Annotated in this window: 15 protein-coding genes and 1 riboswitch; of the genes, 6 read left to right on the plus strand and 9 right to left on the minus strand. The window is 34.0% G+C overall.

The features are described from left to right. Positions 1-39: 39 nt before the first annotated feature. The 7 genes from ribH to ER639_RS06380 form a co-directional block, all read right to left on the minus strand. Positions 40-504, minus strand: coding sequence for a 6,7-dimethyl-8-ribityllumazine synthase (gene ribH, locus ER639_RS06350; protein ID WP_129064933.1), 465 nt, complete (start codon positions 502-504; stop codon positions 40-42). After that, the gene (gene ribA / locus ER639_RS06355) at positions 501-1691 is read right to left on the minus strand and encodes a GTP cyclohydrolase II (protein WP_129064934.1); all 1191 of its coding nucleotides are present in this window, start codon (positions 1689-1691) and stop codon (positions 501-503) included. The genes ribH and ribA overlap by 4 nt, the downstream gene beginning before the upstream one ends. After that, the gene (locus tag ER639_RS06360; protein WP_129064935.1) at positions 1691-2326 is read right to left on the minus strand and encodes a riboflavin synthase; all 636 of its coding nucleotides are present in this window, start codon (positions 2324-2326) and stop codon (positions 1691-1693) included. The genes ribA and ER639_RS06360 overlap by 1 nt, the downstream gene beginning before the upstream one ends. Before the next feature lies 1 nt (position 2327). Further along, positions 2328-3350, minus strand: a complete 1023-nt coding sequence (gene ribD / locus ER639_RS06365; RefSeq protein WP_129064936.1) for a bifunctional diaminohydroxyphosphoribosylaminopyrimidine deaminase/5-amino-6-(5-phosphoribosylamino)uracil reductase RibD — start codon at positions 3348-3350, stop codon at positions 2328-2330. Positions 3351-3454: 104 nt separating this feature from the next. Further along, positions 3455-3582: riboswitch (FMN riboswitch) on the minus strand. 293 nt (positions 3583-3875) lie between these two features. Continuing rightward, the gene (gene hutI, locus ER639_RS06370; RefSeq protein ID WP_129064937.1) at positions 3876-5108 is read right to left on the minus strand and encodes an imidazolonepropionase; all 1233 of its coding nucleotides are present in this window, start codon (positions 5106-5108) and stop codon (positions 3876-3878) included. Between the two features lie 30 nt (positions 5109-5138). Then, the gene (gene hutU, locus ER639_RS06375; RefSeq protein WP_129064938.1) at positions 5139-6788 is read right to left on the minus strand and encodes a urocanate hydratase; all 1650 of its coding nucleotides are present in this window, start codon (positions 6786-6788) and stop codon (positions 5139-5141) included. 19 nt (positions 6789-6807) lie between these two features. Then, positions 6808-8082, minus strand: a complete 1275-nt coding sequence (locus ER639_RS06380) for a YjiH family protein (protein ID WP_129064939.1) — start codon at positions 8080-8082, stop codon at positions 6808-6810. Positions 8083-8205: 123 nt separating this feature from the next. Between ER639_RS06380 and ER639_RS06385 the strand changes: the two genes are divergently transcribed. Next, positions 8206-9078, plus strand: coding sequence for a LysR family transcriptional regulator (locus ER639_RS06385; RefSeq protein WP_129064940.1), 873 nt, complete (start codon positions 8206-8208; stop codon positions 9076-9078). Here the strand turns inward: ER639_RS06385 and hutG are convergent. Further along, positions 9050-9973 carry a formimidoylglutamase gene (gene hutG, locus ER639_RS06390; RefSeq protein ID WP_129064941.1) on the minus strand — a complete coding sequence of 308 codons (924 nt, stop codon included), beginning with the start codon at positions 9971-9973 and terminating at the stop codon, positions 9050-9052. The two genes, ER639_RS06385 and hutG, sit on opposite strands and share 29 nt — an antisense overlap. A 68-nt stretch (positions 9974-10041) precedes the next feature. Beyond that, the gene (locus ER639_RS06395; RefSeq protein ID WP_164993374.1) at positions 10042-11472 is read right to left on the minus strand and encodes an FAD/NAD(P)-binding protein; all 1431 of its coding nucleotides are present in this window, start codon (positions 11470-11472) and stop codon (positions 10042-10044) included. Positions 11473-11738: 266 nt separating this feature from the next. On the opposite strand from ER639_RS06395, the gene ER639_RS06400 reads away from it, so the two are divergent. The 5 genes from ER639_RS06400 to ER639_RS06420 all read left to right on the plus strand — a co-directional run bounded on the left by ER639_RS06400 (position 11739) and on the right by ER639_RS06420 (position 16077). Next, positions 11739-12878 (plus strand): betaine/proline/choline family ABC transporter ATP-binding protein, encoded by a 1140-nt coding sequence (locus ER639_RS06400; protein ID WP_129064943.1) that lies wholly within the window; start codon positions 11739-11741, stop codon positions 12876-12878. A 2-nt stretch (positions 12879-12880) separates the two neighbouring features. Further along, on the plus strand, positions 12881-13525 hold the full coding sequence (locus tag ER639_RS06405; RefSeq protein ID WP_129064944.1) for an ABC transporter permease: 645 nt from the start codon (positions 12881-12883) through the stop codon (positions 13523-13525). Further along, positions 13525-14439 (plus strand): osmoprotectant ABC transporter substrate-binding protein, encoded by a 915-nt coding sequence (locus tag ER639_RS06410; RefSeq protein ID WP_129064945.1) that lies wholly within the window; start codon positions 13525-13527, stop codon positions 14437-14439. The genes ER639_RS06405 and ER639_RS06410 overlap by 1 nt, the downstream gene beginning before the upstream one ends. Further along, positions 14440-15108: an ABC transporter permease gene (locus tag ER639_RS06415; protein ID WP_129064946.1), complete on the plus strand. Its 669-nt coding sequence runs from the start codon at positions 14440-14442 to the stop codon at positions 15106-15108. A 126-nt stretch (positions 15109-15234) separates the two neighbouring features. Then, on the plus strand, positions 15235-16077 hold the full coding sequence (locus tag ER639_RS06420) for a DUF6612 family protein (protein WP_129064947.1): 843 nt from the start codon (positions 15235-15237) through the stop codon (positions 16075-16077). Positions 16078-16106 lie beyond the last annotated feature (29 nt).

Consider the following 16106-nt stretch of genomic DNA (forward strand, 5'->3'; position numbering starts at 1 on the left):
CTTTTGTTAAATAAAAGTTAACACATTTAATTTTGTTAACTAAATATTTTTTATCAACTGATTTAAGTTAGCCATTTCGATCGCACTGATTGCCGCTTCTCCACCTTTGTTACCTGCTTTAGTCCCCGCTCTTTCAATGGCTTGTTCAATTGATTCTGTTGTAACAACACCAAAAATTACAGGTGTTCCATGTTCTCCAGCTCTAGCAATGCCTTTTGCTGCTTCATTACACACATAATCATAATGAGTTGTTGCACCACGAATGACACATCCTAAAGTAATGATGGCGTCATATTTTTGTTTCTTTGCAAGTTCTGTAGCTACAAATGGTAATTCAAATGCACCTGGTACTAAAAATGTATCGATATCCTCTGACAAAACATCATGTCTTTCTAAAGTATCTAATGCACCTTCTGTTAATCGATCTGTAATAAAATGATTAAATCTAGATGTAATGATTGCGATTTTTAATCCTTCACCTGTTAATTTTGCACTGTAATTCATATTAATTCTGCCTCCAATAAATGTCCTAGTTTAGATTTTTTCGTTAATAAGTAATTTTGATTGTTTTGGTTACTTTTGAATTGATGTGGAATTCTTGTCTGTACTTCAATACCGTAATTCCTTAATCCATTTATTTTTCTTGGGTTGTTTGTAATTAAATTGACTTTGTGTATGCCTAAAGTCTTTAACATAGATGCTGCTACTGCATAGTCTCTTAAATCACTTTCAAAGCCTAATGCATGATTGGCTTCAACAGTATCCATGCCTTGTTCAATTTTCTCGTAAGCTTTTAATTTATTAATTAAACCGATGCCTCTACCTTCTTGTCTTAAATAGACGAGTAATCCACCATGATTGTTGATGTGTATTAATGCATTTTCCAACTGTACGCCGCAATCACATCGCTCACTATGAAACACATCTCCTGTTAAACATTCTGAATGCAGCCTTACACTTGGTACACCTTCATAGTCTTTCATATAAATCACATGTTCTTTATCAGAATAAATTTCTTTAAATCCAATTAAATCAAATTGGCCAAATCTGGTTGGCATATTAACTAACGCTTCTTTTGTTACAAGTGATTCATGCTTTTTTCGATATATCATCAACTGTTCGATGGACATCATTTTAAGTTGATGCGTTTGTTTAAATTGAACCAAATCATCGCGTCTTGCCATTGTGCCATCTTCTTTAATAATTTCGCATATTACACCAGTTTCACCCGCACCACACAATTTAGCCAAATCTACACATGCTTCAGTATGTCCAACACGTTCCAGCACGCCACCTGGTTTTGCAACAAGAGGAAAGATATGTCCTGGTTGATTAAAATCTGCTAACGTCACATCTTTTTGACATAATGCCTTCACTGTCATCAATCTTTCATCAACACTAATGCCAGTATGTGTATCTTTATGATCTATGCTGATTGTAAACGCTGTTTGATGCGGATCTTGATTATTGTTTACCATTGGCAATAGCTTTAATTTTTTGTTTAATTCATATGAAATTGGTGCACACAATAAACCTTTAGCATGTGTAATCATAAAATTAATGCAGTCTCTATTAATAAAATCAGTGATAGCGAGTAAATCACCTTCATTTTCTCTATCTTCATTATCGACAACGATAATGGGTTTACCTAGTTTTAAATCTTCTATACAACTTTCAACTGAATCAAACATCACAACATCTCCAATTTCATTCTTAATTGCGATTCATTATTTCCTTTTTGAATATTTGACTGATTTAAAATGTATTTGCCTATCATATCAAATTCAATGTGAACGAAATCACCTTGTTTTAAGTATTTAAGTATCGTACTTTCAACCGTTTCAGGAATGATGTTTAACGTGATTTCATCATGCTCAATTTCAAAAATCGTGAGTGAAATGCCATTTATACAAATCGAACCTTTAGGAATAACATATTGCTTGAATTGCTTTGGTAACTTTAACTTAATCTTCAAAGTGTTCACATATCGATTAAAACTAGAAATAGAAATTGTCGTATCAATATGTCCGCTCACGATATGCCCACCAAGTCGTGTTGTTGGTAAACATGCACGTTCTAAATTTACTTTAGTGCCTTGCTTCATCTTTGAAAATAAAGTAATGCTATTTGTTGCATTTACAACATCGACTTGGAATGATTTTTGATTATACGAAGTGACCGTTAAACAAACACCGTTCACACTAATTGAATCGCCAATATGCATGTCTTCTAATATTTTTGAACATTCAATGGTTAAAGTGAGTGTTTCAGCCCGTTTAGTCATGCTTTGAATGGTGCCAATTTCTTCGACGATACCTGTAAACATATTACGCCTCTTTTCTATAGACTAATTTGACGTCGTTATCAAAAGTGGTTACAGATACAAGTTGGAGTGGTGTCAAGTTTGACAATAAAGAAGGATTATCAGTCGTTAAAAACTGATGCTTTGAAGTTCCACCTAATAGTTTCGGGGCAATGTATTGGTGTATTTCATCATATGCATGATTTATGATAAATTTTCGGATAGTAGACATACCACCTTCAATCATCAATCGATGAATATGATGTTCATATAAAGTACTTAATATTTTCTTAGGTGCTAAGTCTGGGATTACCAGTACTTTCACACCTTCTACATGTTGTGGTATTTTAGATATCACAATTAAACGGTCTTTTTCTAACAAATCACATTCATTGATAGAAAAGATGCCGCTTGTAATGATAATTTTCTTGATATTTTTTTGTTTGTAAAGGCGCGCGTCAAGTTTCGGTTGGTCTTGTTTGTAAGTTTCGTAGCCGACCATAATGCCATCACACAAATAACGTTCTTGATGAACATCTTCTCTTGAAGCAACGTTTGTGATCCACTTACTTACATTGCTATCATCAGCTGTTTTTCCATCAAGTGTGACACCCATTTTAATAATGGTATATGCCATTTTTGTCTTTTTTGATTTAAAGAACGGTGCATAGAATGCTTCAATTTCAGGAACATTGACCTGTTCGACTTCAACACCATTGGACTTCATATAATCCACACTAGAATGAAGCGATTGATCTTTTACTGCAAATACAACCTTTTTAATTCCCACTTCTACAATTTTGTGCATGCATGGTGGTGTTTTACCAAAGTGAGAACAAGGCTCTAAAGTGCAATAAAGTGACGCACCTTGCGCATGTTTCCCTGCCATTTGAATAGCATTAATTTCAGCATGTGCCTCACCTTGAATTAAATGTGCACCGATACCGACAATTCGATCTTCCTTTACAATAAGACAACCCACTGCTGGATTTGTCCCAGTTTGACCTTGTGTCCATTTCACAAGTTCGAATGCTTTGTTAATATACATTTGCTAACCTCCATTAAAAAAAGGAACACCGTTTAGGGCGTTCCTTGAATTTAGGTATCACAAATAAACCTTATGTTTTATTCCATAACAAATAAACATACGGTCTATTCTTTCTCCCATCCAGACTATACTGTCGGTTTCTGAGTTTCACAGAATCAGCATCCATCAAAATGACGTCAGCTCACGGACTATCACCGCCGGTTGGGAATTTCACCCTGCCCCGAAAGAATATTATTAACTTGTCTGTCTTAAACGACAAATTAATCGTACCGAATAATTTGAATATTTGCAATGAAATAATTTTGAACTGCAGTAACTTTTGCAGCTCATCTGATACCTACACTTGAGCCACAGATCTGTCTGCAGCTCATCTGATGCTCACACTTGAGCCACAGATCTGTCTGCAGCTCATCTGATGCTCACACTTGAGCCACAGATTTGTCTGCAGCCCATCTGTCGGTCACACTTGAGCTGCAAATCTAAACATCAACAAAAAAGAGACACCTAAATCGGTGTCCCAATATATTAGTTTAATGCTAAGTCATGATTCACAATGACTTTACCATTATGAATGACTTTCTCTGCATGGTTCACACCATAATGATATGGTATGTATTCATGGTTAGGCGCATGCCATACTACTAGATTTGCAGCATCTCCAATTTCTAAAGTACCTGCATCTACATCAATTGCTTTTGCGGCATTTACCGTAACAGCATTCCAGATTTCTTTTGGTGTAAGTTTTAATTTTAACGCTGCGATACTCATCACTAACTGCAAGTTATTCGTAACACAACTACCAGGATTGTAGTCTGTTGCAATTGCAATTGCACCATTATTATCTAACATGCCTCTTGCATCTGCATATTCGTTTTTATTTAAATAGAACGTTGTACCTGGAAGTAGCACACAAACCGTATCGCTGTCCGCTAAAGCTTTCTTACCAGCTTCACTTGCAGCGACTAAATGATCTGCTGAAATTGCTTGTTGTTCAATCGCCAACTCCAGTCCACCTAATGGATCTATTTCATCCGCATGAATCTTTACTGGTAATCCTAATTCCTTAGCAGCAATCATATATTTTCTACTTTGTTCAATTGTAAATACACCAGTCTCACAGAAAATATCTGCAAAATCAGCGATATCTTTCACTGCATCTAAATCTTGGATACACTGCTCAAGAAAGGTTTCACTATCCGTATCTTTCGGTACTGCATGTGGACCAAGATATGTATGTTTCATTTGAATACCGTACTTCTCTTCTAAAGCCTTTGATACACGTAATTGTTTCAATTCGTTTTCTAAATCTAAGCCGTAGCCACTTTTACTTTCAACACTTAACACGCCGTGGTGAATCATACGTAATAACTCATGTTCTGCTTTCTTAAATAATTCATCTTCTGAAGCTTCACGCGTTGCTTTAACTGTTGAAAGAATTCCGCCACCTTGTTCTAAGATTTCTAAGTAAGAAACACCTTGGCGTTTTAAACTCATTTCATGTTCACGTGAACCACCATGTACTAAATGTGTATGTGCATCTACTAATGAAGGTGAAACTGTTTTACCTGTCGCATCAATCACTTCATGTGCTTCATAATCATCTGTGTGCGGTCCGGCATATACAATTTTCCCTTCATTTATTACTACAGTACCATTTTTAACGATATTTAATTCTGCAAGTTCTTGTCCTTTTAAAGGAAGGTCAGTTTTTTTGGGTAAAATTAACTCTGCAATATTTTGTATGATTAAATCGTTCATCATCAACATCCTTTCAATCAATTTGTATAATTAAACATCTAACATTGGAATATTAATACCTTTTTCTTTCGCTACATTTTTAGCAATGTCATAGCCAGCATCCGCATGGCGCACAACACCCATACCTGGGTCAGTTGTTAACACACGTGATAATCTTTCTTCAGCATTTTTAGAGCCATCTGCAACAACGACCATACCAGCGTGTAATGAGTAACCCATACCAACACCGCCACCATGGTGGAATGAAATCCAAGAACCACCAGCAGCTGTATTAATTAACGCATTCAATACTGCCCAGTCACCTACAGCATCACTGCCATCTTGCATACTTTCAGTTTCACGGTTTGGACTTGCAACCGAACCTGCATCAAGGTGGTCACGTCCAATAACGATTGGTGCTGAAATTTCTCCAGTTTCAACTAATTTATTTAATGCTAACCCCATTTTAACGCGTTCACCATATCCTAACCAAGCGATACGTGAAGGTAAACCTTGGAATGCAATCTTTTCACTAGCAAGATCTAACCAACGCATTAATTTTTTGTTCTCTGGGAATAATTTACGCATTTCTTCATCCGCACGTTCAATATCTTTAGGGTCACCACTTAAAGCCGCAAAACGGAATGGCCCTTTACCTTCACAGAATAATGGACGGATATATGCTGGCACAAAGCCTGGGAAACTAAATGCATCTTGAACACCTTCATCAAATGCAACTTGACGAATATTGTTACCGTAATCAAATGCAATCGCACCACGCTTTTTATACTCAAGCATGTATTCAACGTGTTTCGCCATAGATTTCTTCGCTAAACGTACAACTTCTTCTGGATTTTCTTTACGTAATCTAATTGTTTCTTCTAAAGAATACTCAACAGGAACATAACCATTTAATGGATCATGTGCTGACGTTTGGTCAGTTACAATATCTACTTTGAAATCTTTATCAAGTAAAGCTTTGTATACATCAACAGCGTTACCAACTAAACCAATCGATAAAGCTTCCCCTTTTTCTTTCGCTTCATTCGCCAAACGGATTGCTTCATCCACATCATGCGTCTTTACATCACAATAACGTGTTTCAATACGCTTATCGATACGAGACTCATCGACATCAATACCGATGACAACCCCACCATTCATCGTAACAGCAAGCGGTTGTGCACCACCCATACCACCAAGACCAGCAGTTAAAGTAATTGTGCCTTTTAAATCACCATTAAAATGTTGATTCGCAAGCTCACCAAACGTTTCATAAGTACCTTGAACAATCCCTTGAGAACCAATATAAATCCAACTACCAGCAGTCATTTGACCGTACATCATTAAACCTTTTTTATCTAACTCATTGAAATGCTCCCAGTTTGCCCACTTCGGAACTAAAACTGAATTTGATAATAAAACACGTGGTGCTTGATCATGTGTTTTAAACACAGCAACCGGTTTACCGGATTGAACTAGTAAAGTTTCATCCTTCTCTAAATTGCGAAGTGACTCAACAATCGCATCGAAACTCTCCCAGTTACGAGCAGCCTTACCAATACCACCATACACCACTAAATCTTCAGGATGCTCAGCAACCTCAGGATCTAAATTATTATAAAGCATACGTAAAACCGCTTCTTGCTCCCAACCTTTACACTCAATTTCTAAACCTTTTTTCGCTCTAATGTTTCTCATTATGACATCCCCCTATTTATTAAAATATTATTAATGCAAATGGTATTGTAATGATTAAAGTTAGAATGACTCTTTCAAACCAAATCACTACAAGTTTCCAAATTGGAATCTTAATATCAGTTGAAACGATAACTGGTACAACACTTGAAAAGAAAATAATCGCTGAAATACTCATAACACCTGTTGTAAACCTAGTAATTAAATCAGCTTCTTGAGCAATCGCAGCTGGTAATAGCATTTCAATAACAGAAAGCGTAGACGCTTCTGCTAATACTGGTACATCTATACTTGGAAATAAAGATAATATTGGATAAAAAATTAAAGACAAATATTTAATAATCGATGTATATTTTGCTATCAATAAACCTAATAGTCCGATGGACATGATTGATGGTAAAATTGCCATTGTCATAATGACCCCATCTTTAATGTTAATGACGATGTTTTGTAATAATGTATTCGCATTATTGATTGCAATTTTTGCCTCTAAATATGCTTCTTTTAATAGTGGCATTCCTTTACTTACTTCTTCTTTATAAGGAACACCTTTGTATGTATCATTAGATTCAAATCTGATTGGTGGAATATGAACTGTAATAGCTGTCACAATAAATGTAATCACTAATGTGCTCCAAAAAAACAAATTCCAATGTTCCATGATACCCAAAGTTTTTGCCACAATTATCATAAATGTTGCAGATACTGTTGAGAAACCTGTTGCGATAATTACCGCTTCTTTATGTGTATAGTGACCTTCTTTATAAACTTTGTTAGTAATCATCAAACCTATTGAATAACTACCAACAAATGAAGCAACAGCATCAACAGCAGATTTACCAGGAGTATTAAAAACTGGTCTCATAAACTTTCTACATAAAACACCTATAAACTCTAACAATCCATATCCTACAAGTAATGATAAAAATACAGAACCAATAGGAATTAAAACACCTAATGGAATTGCTAATTTTTCAAATAAAAATGGCCCTAAGTCAGGAGATAAAATAAATTTTGGCCCTATCTTAAATACGACCATAAAACCTACTATCACTCCTAACACCTTAAAAACCGTAAAAGAAAGATCCGTATAACTTTTCTTCCAACTCCCATTCAAGAATGGATAAATTGCGCCAATTAAAATTAATAATAGTGCGTAGTATGGAAGAATTGGAGCAAGATAAATCTTTATCCAATTGACAATGTGATCAATAATAATAGTGTTATTTTCACCAATTGTAATTGGAACAAAAAAACAAATAATACCTATAATGCTATAAATATAAAACCTCCACATCTACATCCCCCGTTTTCTGAATTTTCTATCTACAATCCCATTATAATTTGTTATTATATAGATATCTAATATCAATAAACTAATAATTAATAGGTTTAAACTATAAATAACTCGAGGTGCTTTATGAAAATCTTACATTTCGAATACTTTATCGCTGTAGTTGAACATAACAGCTTTACACGTGCAGCTGAGTATTTACACATCGCTCAACCATCACTCACTCAAGCCATCAAAAAGTTAGAACAAGAGCTAGGCTATACTTTATTAACACGTTCTACAAAAGATATAAAAATCACTGAAAAAGGAATTCTCTTCTACCAATATGCAAAAGATATCGTTAAAAATTATCATCTCACTGTTGAGAAAATGTATGATTTGAACTATACAGAAGAACCTAAAATCAAATTATCTATTTTGGAATCAACTTCACAATGGGTATCCACTGTTGTCATGCAGCATCACAAAATATACGAAAACCAAAGATATTTAATCAAAGAAATCCTAGATTATGATCAGTTTCTTCAAGCTTTATTGAAATATGACATAGATATTGTTTTATCTAATGAATATGTAAATCATTCAGATATCGTTTCAACTGAAATTTATAATGAAGAATATGTATTATTAACGCCTAAAGATGCATTTAATACATCAAGTACTGAAATCGTCGATTTACCTTTAATTCTACCTAACCAAACTTACCAAGTAAGAAAGCATTTCGATGATTATTGTTCAACGCATGGTATTCATCCAAATATTGTTTTAGAGGTTGATCGATTTGAAGCTGCTTGTAACTTTGTTCGTGAAGGTTTGGGATTTGCTATTATTCCAAAAATATATTATCAATCAATACATACTGAATACTTATCTACTGTAAAAATAGAACCACAGTTATCTAGAACCATTTATATGAATCATAATAAAAAAAGAAAGCACTCTGACAGAGTACTTTCTTTACTTGATTTATTTAAATCATATTGGCATTTCGATTCGTAATGTTGTACATCAAATGTGCAACGAGTTTTGCGGTTCTTCCGTCGATGTCGTATTTTGGGTTCATTTCTGCAATACTGATATGCTTTGTTTTATTAAATTGCATAATGTGCTGTATCATTGCGTCTACTTGATAAGGCGACAATCCAAATGAACATGGTGCGCTGACGCCTGGTGCAAATCCGGCGTCTAGTACATCTAGGCAAATTGTTAACATGATAATGTCATATTCTTTCACAAAGTGGTCAATTGCCCCTTTTGCACATGCATTGATGTCTGTTGCTAATACATATTCCGTATTGGTTGCTTTTGCCACTTCAAAGAGATGTTTTGTATTACCACTTGGTTGTATCCCTAACACAAGATACCCAACGTCTTTATCGTCATCTAATATTTGTTTAAATCCCGTACCTGAGTTGGCTTCTCGACTGGTTCTTAAATCAAAATGCGCATCGATATTGATAACACCAATTCTTTTATCTGGATAGATTGCTTTTAATCCTAAGTAATGTGCATAACTAATATCATGCCCACCACCTAATAAGAAGTGGATATCACTGAAATCATAGGTTGCTTTCATGATCTTTGCAAATTCTTTTTGTACGTCTTCTACTGAATCTTCTCTCGTCGATACATTACCAAAGTCTGCGATTGTTTTATCGATATATGACATATTCGCAAACTTTTGTCTAATTGCATTTGGTCCTGTACTACTACCAATGCGTCCTTGATTCAATTCCACACCTTGATCGACTGCATAACCTAATATCCCAACATCACAAAATACTGGATTATCTTTATGAACATGCTCTACTACTTGAAAGTTTCTAAAGTGCATTGGATCTGTTTCATGGTCTATTCGACCTTTCCAAATGGAACTTGTCGTTTGTTCGTGCATGATTTATCCCCCTATTGTAAACGCTTTATTTGTGGTCATTATATGATGAATACAAGAATTTGTCTATTTTATTTTGTATAATTTTTAACGACTCTTTTGGCTTCTTGAATTAATTCAACAATACCGTTGTTTAAGAAATTCACGCCACCTGTTTTTTGTCCTAACATATAAAAGTTCGGTGCAATGCCACTTGAAGTGATGACTTGATTTGTCTCTGGTGTAACATAAAATCCGCCATATGGATGTTCGATTAGTAAGCCTTGGTTAAATAAATGCTTAATGAAATCATTCGGTTCGATTGCTTGAGCAAATGACTTTGATGGTCCTGTTGCATTAATTAAATAATGTGTTCTGTATTCTTCATTTGACGTTGTGATTCTAAATTTATTATAAAGATACGTCACATCTTGCATATTAGGTATGATTTGCAATTGTTTATTTTGAATTGCATTCAATAGTTCTGTTGCTGTATCTTCAGGCATAGGATTCGTATAATTTTGTAATAACTGATGATAATTTTGTAAATATTCATCTTTATCTTCATTTGTAAAATACGGCCATATCAACGATGCTTGTTGTGTTAATTTTAGGATGAATGATTGTAAGTAACCCACTGTTTCAGGATGATTTAAATCGTATTGCATCGCTTTTACAGGGTCATTTCGTTTAATTTTTAATAATGTTTCGATATCGATTTTGTGATGTTTAGCTTCTTTAATGAATAGTTCAACGACTTTGTTTAATGGAATAAAGCCTTTTTCTTTATGTTTATGAATATTTTTAATCGTTAAATATTTAAATTGAATATTAGCCATCTTTCCTCGCACGGACTGCACTTGACCTTTTCTACTGAATAGCAACAGTGGTTGATTTGTTTTAGGAAGTATATATCTCGCGCAATCCACAGCAGATAATCCTGTTCCTAAAACAGCATATTGTTTATTATGTTCAACTTCTAATTGATGTAATGGATAAGGCCACAAGCGAAATGCTTCAATTTCCTTTAACTGATAATGATCTGATGTACCAAATTGTCCAGTCGCTAAAAATACTGTATCTACTTGGTAACTTTCATCTTGTGTTTGAATTTCATATCTGTTATCTATTTGAATCATATTTCTTACGTGATTCGTAATCACTTGAACCTTTTTGTTTTGAACATATTTTTCAAAGTGACTTTGCATGTATTTACCAAACAATTGCCTAGAATAATACACATTACCCGTTTTATTTTCATGTTCATTTTGATGTTTTTCTTCATCAATTTGACTTTGTGCGTCTACCCATTTCTCAAAATCATCAGGTTTATTCAACTTCATACTTAATTGATTGCCTGGATAATTCATAAGTAAATCCGGATGATCATATTGAAAAGCTCTTCCTTTACTCAAATATTTTTGATCATCAAATAATAAAATATCTTCTTTAACTTTTAGTTTGATTAAGTATTTTAAAACAGACATTCCTGCCACACCAGTTCCTATTATCGCTATCGTCATAGTATCCTCCATATTATTTATTATTTTTTTACTTTTTATTCATTTTGATTAATACTGTTTACACACCCTATTAGTATATTAAAAAAGTAATATCCTTAAATTAAACCTTTAAAACACACATGAAATGTATAAATTCCTTTTAAGTATCTACTTTCCCTATTTCATATGCCTTTAATCGTATTTATTAAAATATTTTATGTAAATAGGTTTAGTTGAAACTTTAACGGGTAAAAGTATTGCATAAAACAAATTAAAGAGGTGCAGCTATGTTAGAGATCAAAAATGTTTCCAAAGTTTATCGTGGCGGAAAAAAAGCCGTCAATAATTTAAACATTGATATCAAAAAAGGAGAATTCATTGCCTTTATTGGTACAAGTGGATCTGGTAAAACAACAGCAATGCGTATGATTAATCGCATGATTGATCCTACTAAAGGTGAAATTCTATTAAACGGTAAAAATATAAAAGAAATAAACCCCGTACAATTACGACGTAGTATCGGTTACGTTATCCAACAAATTGGTCTCCTTCCCCATATGACAATTCGAGACAACATCACACTCGTTCCCAAATTATTAAAATGGTCTGAAGAAGAAAAGAATAGAAAAGCTGAAGAACTGATTCAATTGGTTGACTTACCTGTATCATATTTAGATATGTACCCATCACAATTATCAGGTGGACAACAACAACGTATCGGTGTTATTCGTGCACTCGCTGCGGATCAAGAATTAATCTTAATGGACGAACCATTTGGTGCATTAGACCCAATCACACGTGATACGATTCAAGATTTAGTTAAAGAACTTCAACATAAGTTTAACAAAACATTCATTATGGTTACACACGATATGGACGAAGCAATTAAACTTGCAGACCGTATTGTCATTATGAGTCACGGTGAAGTCATTCAAATTGATACACCAAACAATATATTAAAACATCCAGCAAATGACTTTGTGCGTGAGTTTATCGGACAAAACCGATTAATTCAAGAAACACCAAACCTTAAAACAGTTGATGAAGCCATGAAAGACCCTATTTCTATCACTGCAGAAAAAACAATTGGTGAAGCCATCAATATTATGAGAAGTCGCCGTGTAGATACGTTATTCGTCGTTGATCAATCGAATACACTTGTCGGCTATGTAGATATTGAAGACTTATCAGAAGCACATAAGAAGCATTTAAGTTTATCACGTATTATGAACCAAAAAGTATACTACGTACGCTCTGGCGTGATGTTACAAGATACCGTTCGTACCATCTTAAAACGTAATATCCGTGTCATCCCAGTATTAGACCATAACGATAAATTATTAGGTGTCATTACACGTGCCAACTTAGTAGATATCGTATATGACACGATTTGGGGCGAAGAAGAAGAAACGATTGAGGAGGTATAATCATGATAGAATTCTTTAATCAAAACAAACAAGAACTCCTCCAAAAAACAATGGAACATATCTCAATTTCATTATTGAGTTTATTACTTGCAGTCGTTGTTGCAGTTCCACTCGGCATATTACTGACGCGAAAAGAAACATTAGCGAAAATTGTCTTAAGTATCACAAGTGTATTACAAACTGTACCATCACTAGCGATTCTTGCAATGATGATTCCAATATTCGGTATTGGCACAATGCCAGCAGTCATTGCGTTGTTCTTATATGTATTACTACCTATCTTAAACAATACATACTTAGGTATTAAACAAATTGATCCAAATGCGAAAGCTGCCGGAAAAGCAATGGGAATGACAAGCAGACAATCACTTCGTATGGTTGAATTACCGCTTGCGATACCAGTTATTATGAGTGGTATTCGATTATCAGCAGTATATGCAATCAGTTGGGCAACACTTGCATCATACATCGGTGCTGGTGGATTAGGCGACTTTATCTTCAACGGATTAAACTTATATCAACCAGAACTCATCATCTCAGGTGCAGTCGTTGTTACCATCCTTGCATTATTAACAGACTTTATCCTTGCAATGGTAGAAAAATTCACAACCCCTAAAGGATTAGTTGTGACTAGGAGGGATAAATAATGAAACATTTAAAATCACTATTCATATTAGCACTTGCCTTCACCCTACTCTTATCAGGATGTGGACAAGTAGCAAGTAATAAAAATGAGCCCGTAAAAATCGCTTCGGTTTATACAACTGAAAGTCAAATTCTTGCGAATATGATTAAAATTTTAGTAGAAAAAAATACAGATCACCCTACAGAAATTATTAATAATTTAGGGTCTGGTACTGTTGTACATCAAGCTATGGTTAGAGGAGATGCAAATATCTCTGCTGCGAGATATACAGGAACTGACTTAACAGGTGCATTAGGAAAAGACCCTATTACAGATCCAAAAAAAGCTAGAGATGTCGTTACTAAAGCCTTTAAAAATGATTTCAAACAAAAATACTACCCTTCTTACGGTTTTGAAAATACATATGCTTTTATGGTTACAAAAGAAACTGCTAAAAAATATAACTTAAAAAAAGTAAGTGATTTAAAGCCTGTAGCCGATAAACTAAAAGCTGGTGTTGATTCATCATGGATGAAACGTAAAGGTGATGGATTTGAAGCATTCAAAAAGAAATACGGCATTAATTTCCAAGATACTAGACCGATGCAAATTGGATTGGTTTATGAAGCATTGGCCAATAAAAAAATGGATGTTGTATTAGGTTATACAACAGATGGTCGTATTCAAAGTTATGACTTAGTTATATTAGAAGATGATTTACACTTCTTCCCACCATATGATGCCAACCCAGTAGCATCATATGATTTAATCAAAAAAGATCCAAAGATCGATAAAATCCTTGAATCAATGAAAAATAAAATTTCAACAGAAGAAATGCAAAAATTAAATTATGAAGTTGATAATAATTTAAAAGAACCTGCAGTAGTTGCAGAGGAATATTTGAAAAAACATAATTACTTTAAAGGAGGTAAGTAAATGGAAAAGTTAAATACATTTGAACAGTTCATTGCCTATTATCGTGATAATTTTGGCGCAGTGATGTCTTTATTCGTTGAACACTTCCTAATAAGTATTTATGGTGTATTAATCGGTGCGATTGTTGGGATTCCAATTGGGATTTGGATTGCACGTCATAAAAAATTAGTAGGACCTGTCATTGCGATTGCGAATATTATTCAAACAGTTCCTGCGATTGCCCTACTTGCAATGCTAATGTTAGCATTAGGTTTAGGTAAAACAACAGTTATTGTAACAGTATTTTTGTATAGTTTATTACCGATTATTAAAAATACTTACACAGGTATTAAATCTGTTGAAGATCATATTATCGATGCTGGTAAAGGTATGGGTATGACGAAACGTCAACTTTTAACAATGGTAGAGTTACCTTTATCATTATCAGTAATCATTGCTGGTATTCGTATTGCGTTAGTTATCGCAATTGGTGTTACAGCAATTGGGTCATTTATCGGTGCACCAAGTTTAGGTGATATTATCATCCGTGGTACAAACGCAACAGGTGGTCAATCCATCATTTTAGCAGGTGCCATTCCAACAGCATTAATGGCCATCTTAGCAGATATCTTACTAGGATTCATTGAAAGAAGATTAGATCCATTAAAAAGGAAAAAGATAAATATTTAATTTTAAGAGCTGAAAGTGATGTTCACTTTTAGCTCTTTTAGCATTAATAATATTGGTTTCTCTTCTCATGCCTCAAAAAAGAAATCTAAAATAGAATATGCTATACTAAAAACTTGGAGGCGAATTATGAAAACAAATCAATTATTATCACTTGTATTAGGTGCAGCAGTTGTTTTAGCAGCATGTAATCAAAGTGACTCAAAACCAAAAACAGAGACAAAAACTGAACAAAAATCTGAATCAAAATCTACTAAGACAACGAATACTTCTAAAGAAAACAAAGATGCCGTAGCGATTATTAATAAAGCTAAAGAAGCGGGTAAATCTGTTGAAAGTTATAAAAGTGTTGTCACTTCAAATTACAAACAAAATAAACAAAACCAAAAGTCTACTTCAAATATTACAGTCGCGAAAGATGGTAATATCGCATTAGAAAATGTTATTGCTGGTCAAAAAAATGCACAATATTTAATTAAAGATCAGTTAATTGTAAGTAAAGACAATGAATATTTTGATGCCACTAAAGTTGCTGGTAAAAAAGGCATCGAGCAATTACAACAATTGAAGTATCAAGATACGTTATCAACACTTGAAGCTTTTAAATCAGCTGAGGTGAAAAAAACTGCTGACGGTTATGAGTTAAGTGTAACTTTTAAAGATAAAGATGCTTTTATAGAATTCTCTAAAGCAACGGGTCAACAACAAACGATCAATCAAATTGTGAAAAACTTTGATAAAGTATCAGGAAAAAATACGTTATACTTTGATAAAGATTATCACTTAATCAAAGTACAAAGTGACACAACGATGGAAGGTAAAAAAGCAAGCCTCCATTCTGATTTAACGCAAGAAAACTCTGACTTTAATAAAGTAGATAAAATTGATGTACCTAAAGGTGCTGAAAACCCTAAAGATTACGAAGCTGAAATGAAAAAACAAGCTGAGAAATTAAAATCACAACAACAATAAAATTTCAAAAAATGCCCATGTGAATTCAA

This window comes from Macrococcus sp. DPC7161, assembly GCF_004117835.1.
In the GTDB taxonomy this organism is placed as follows: domain Bacteria; phylum Bacillota; class Bacilli; order Staphylococcales; family Staphylococcaceae; genus SDSC01.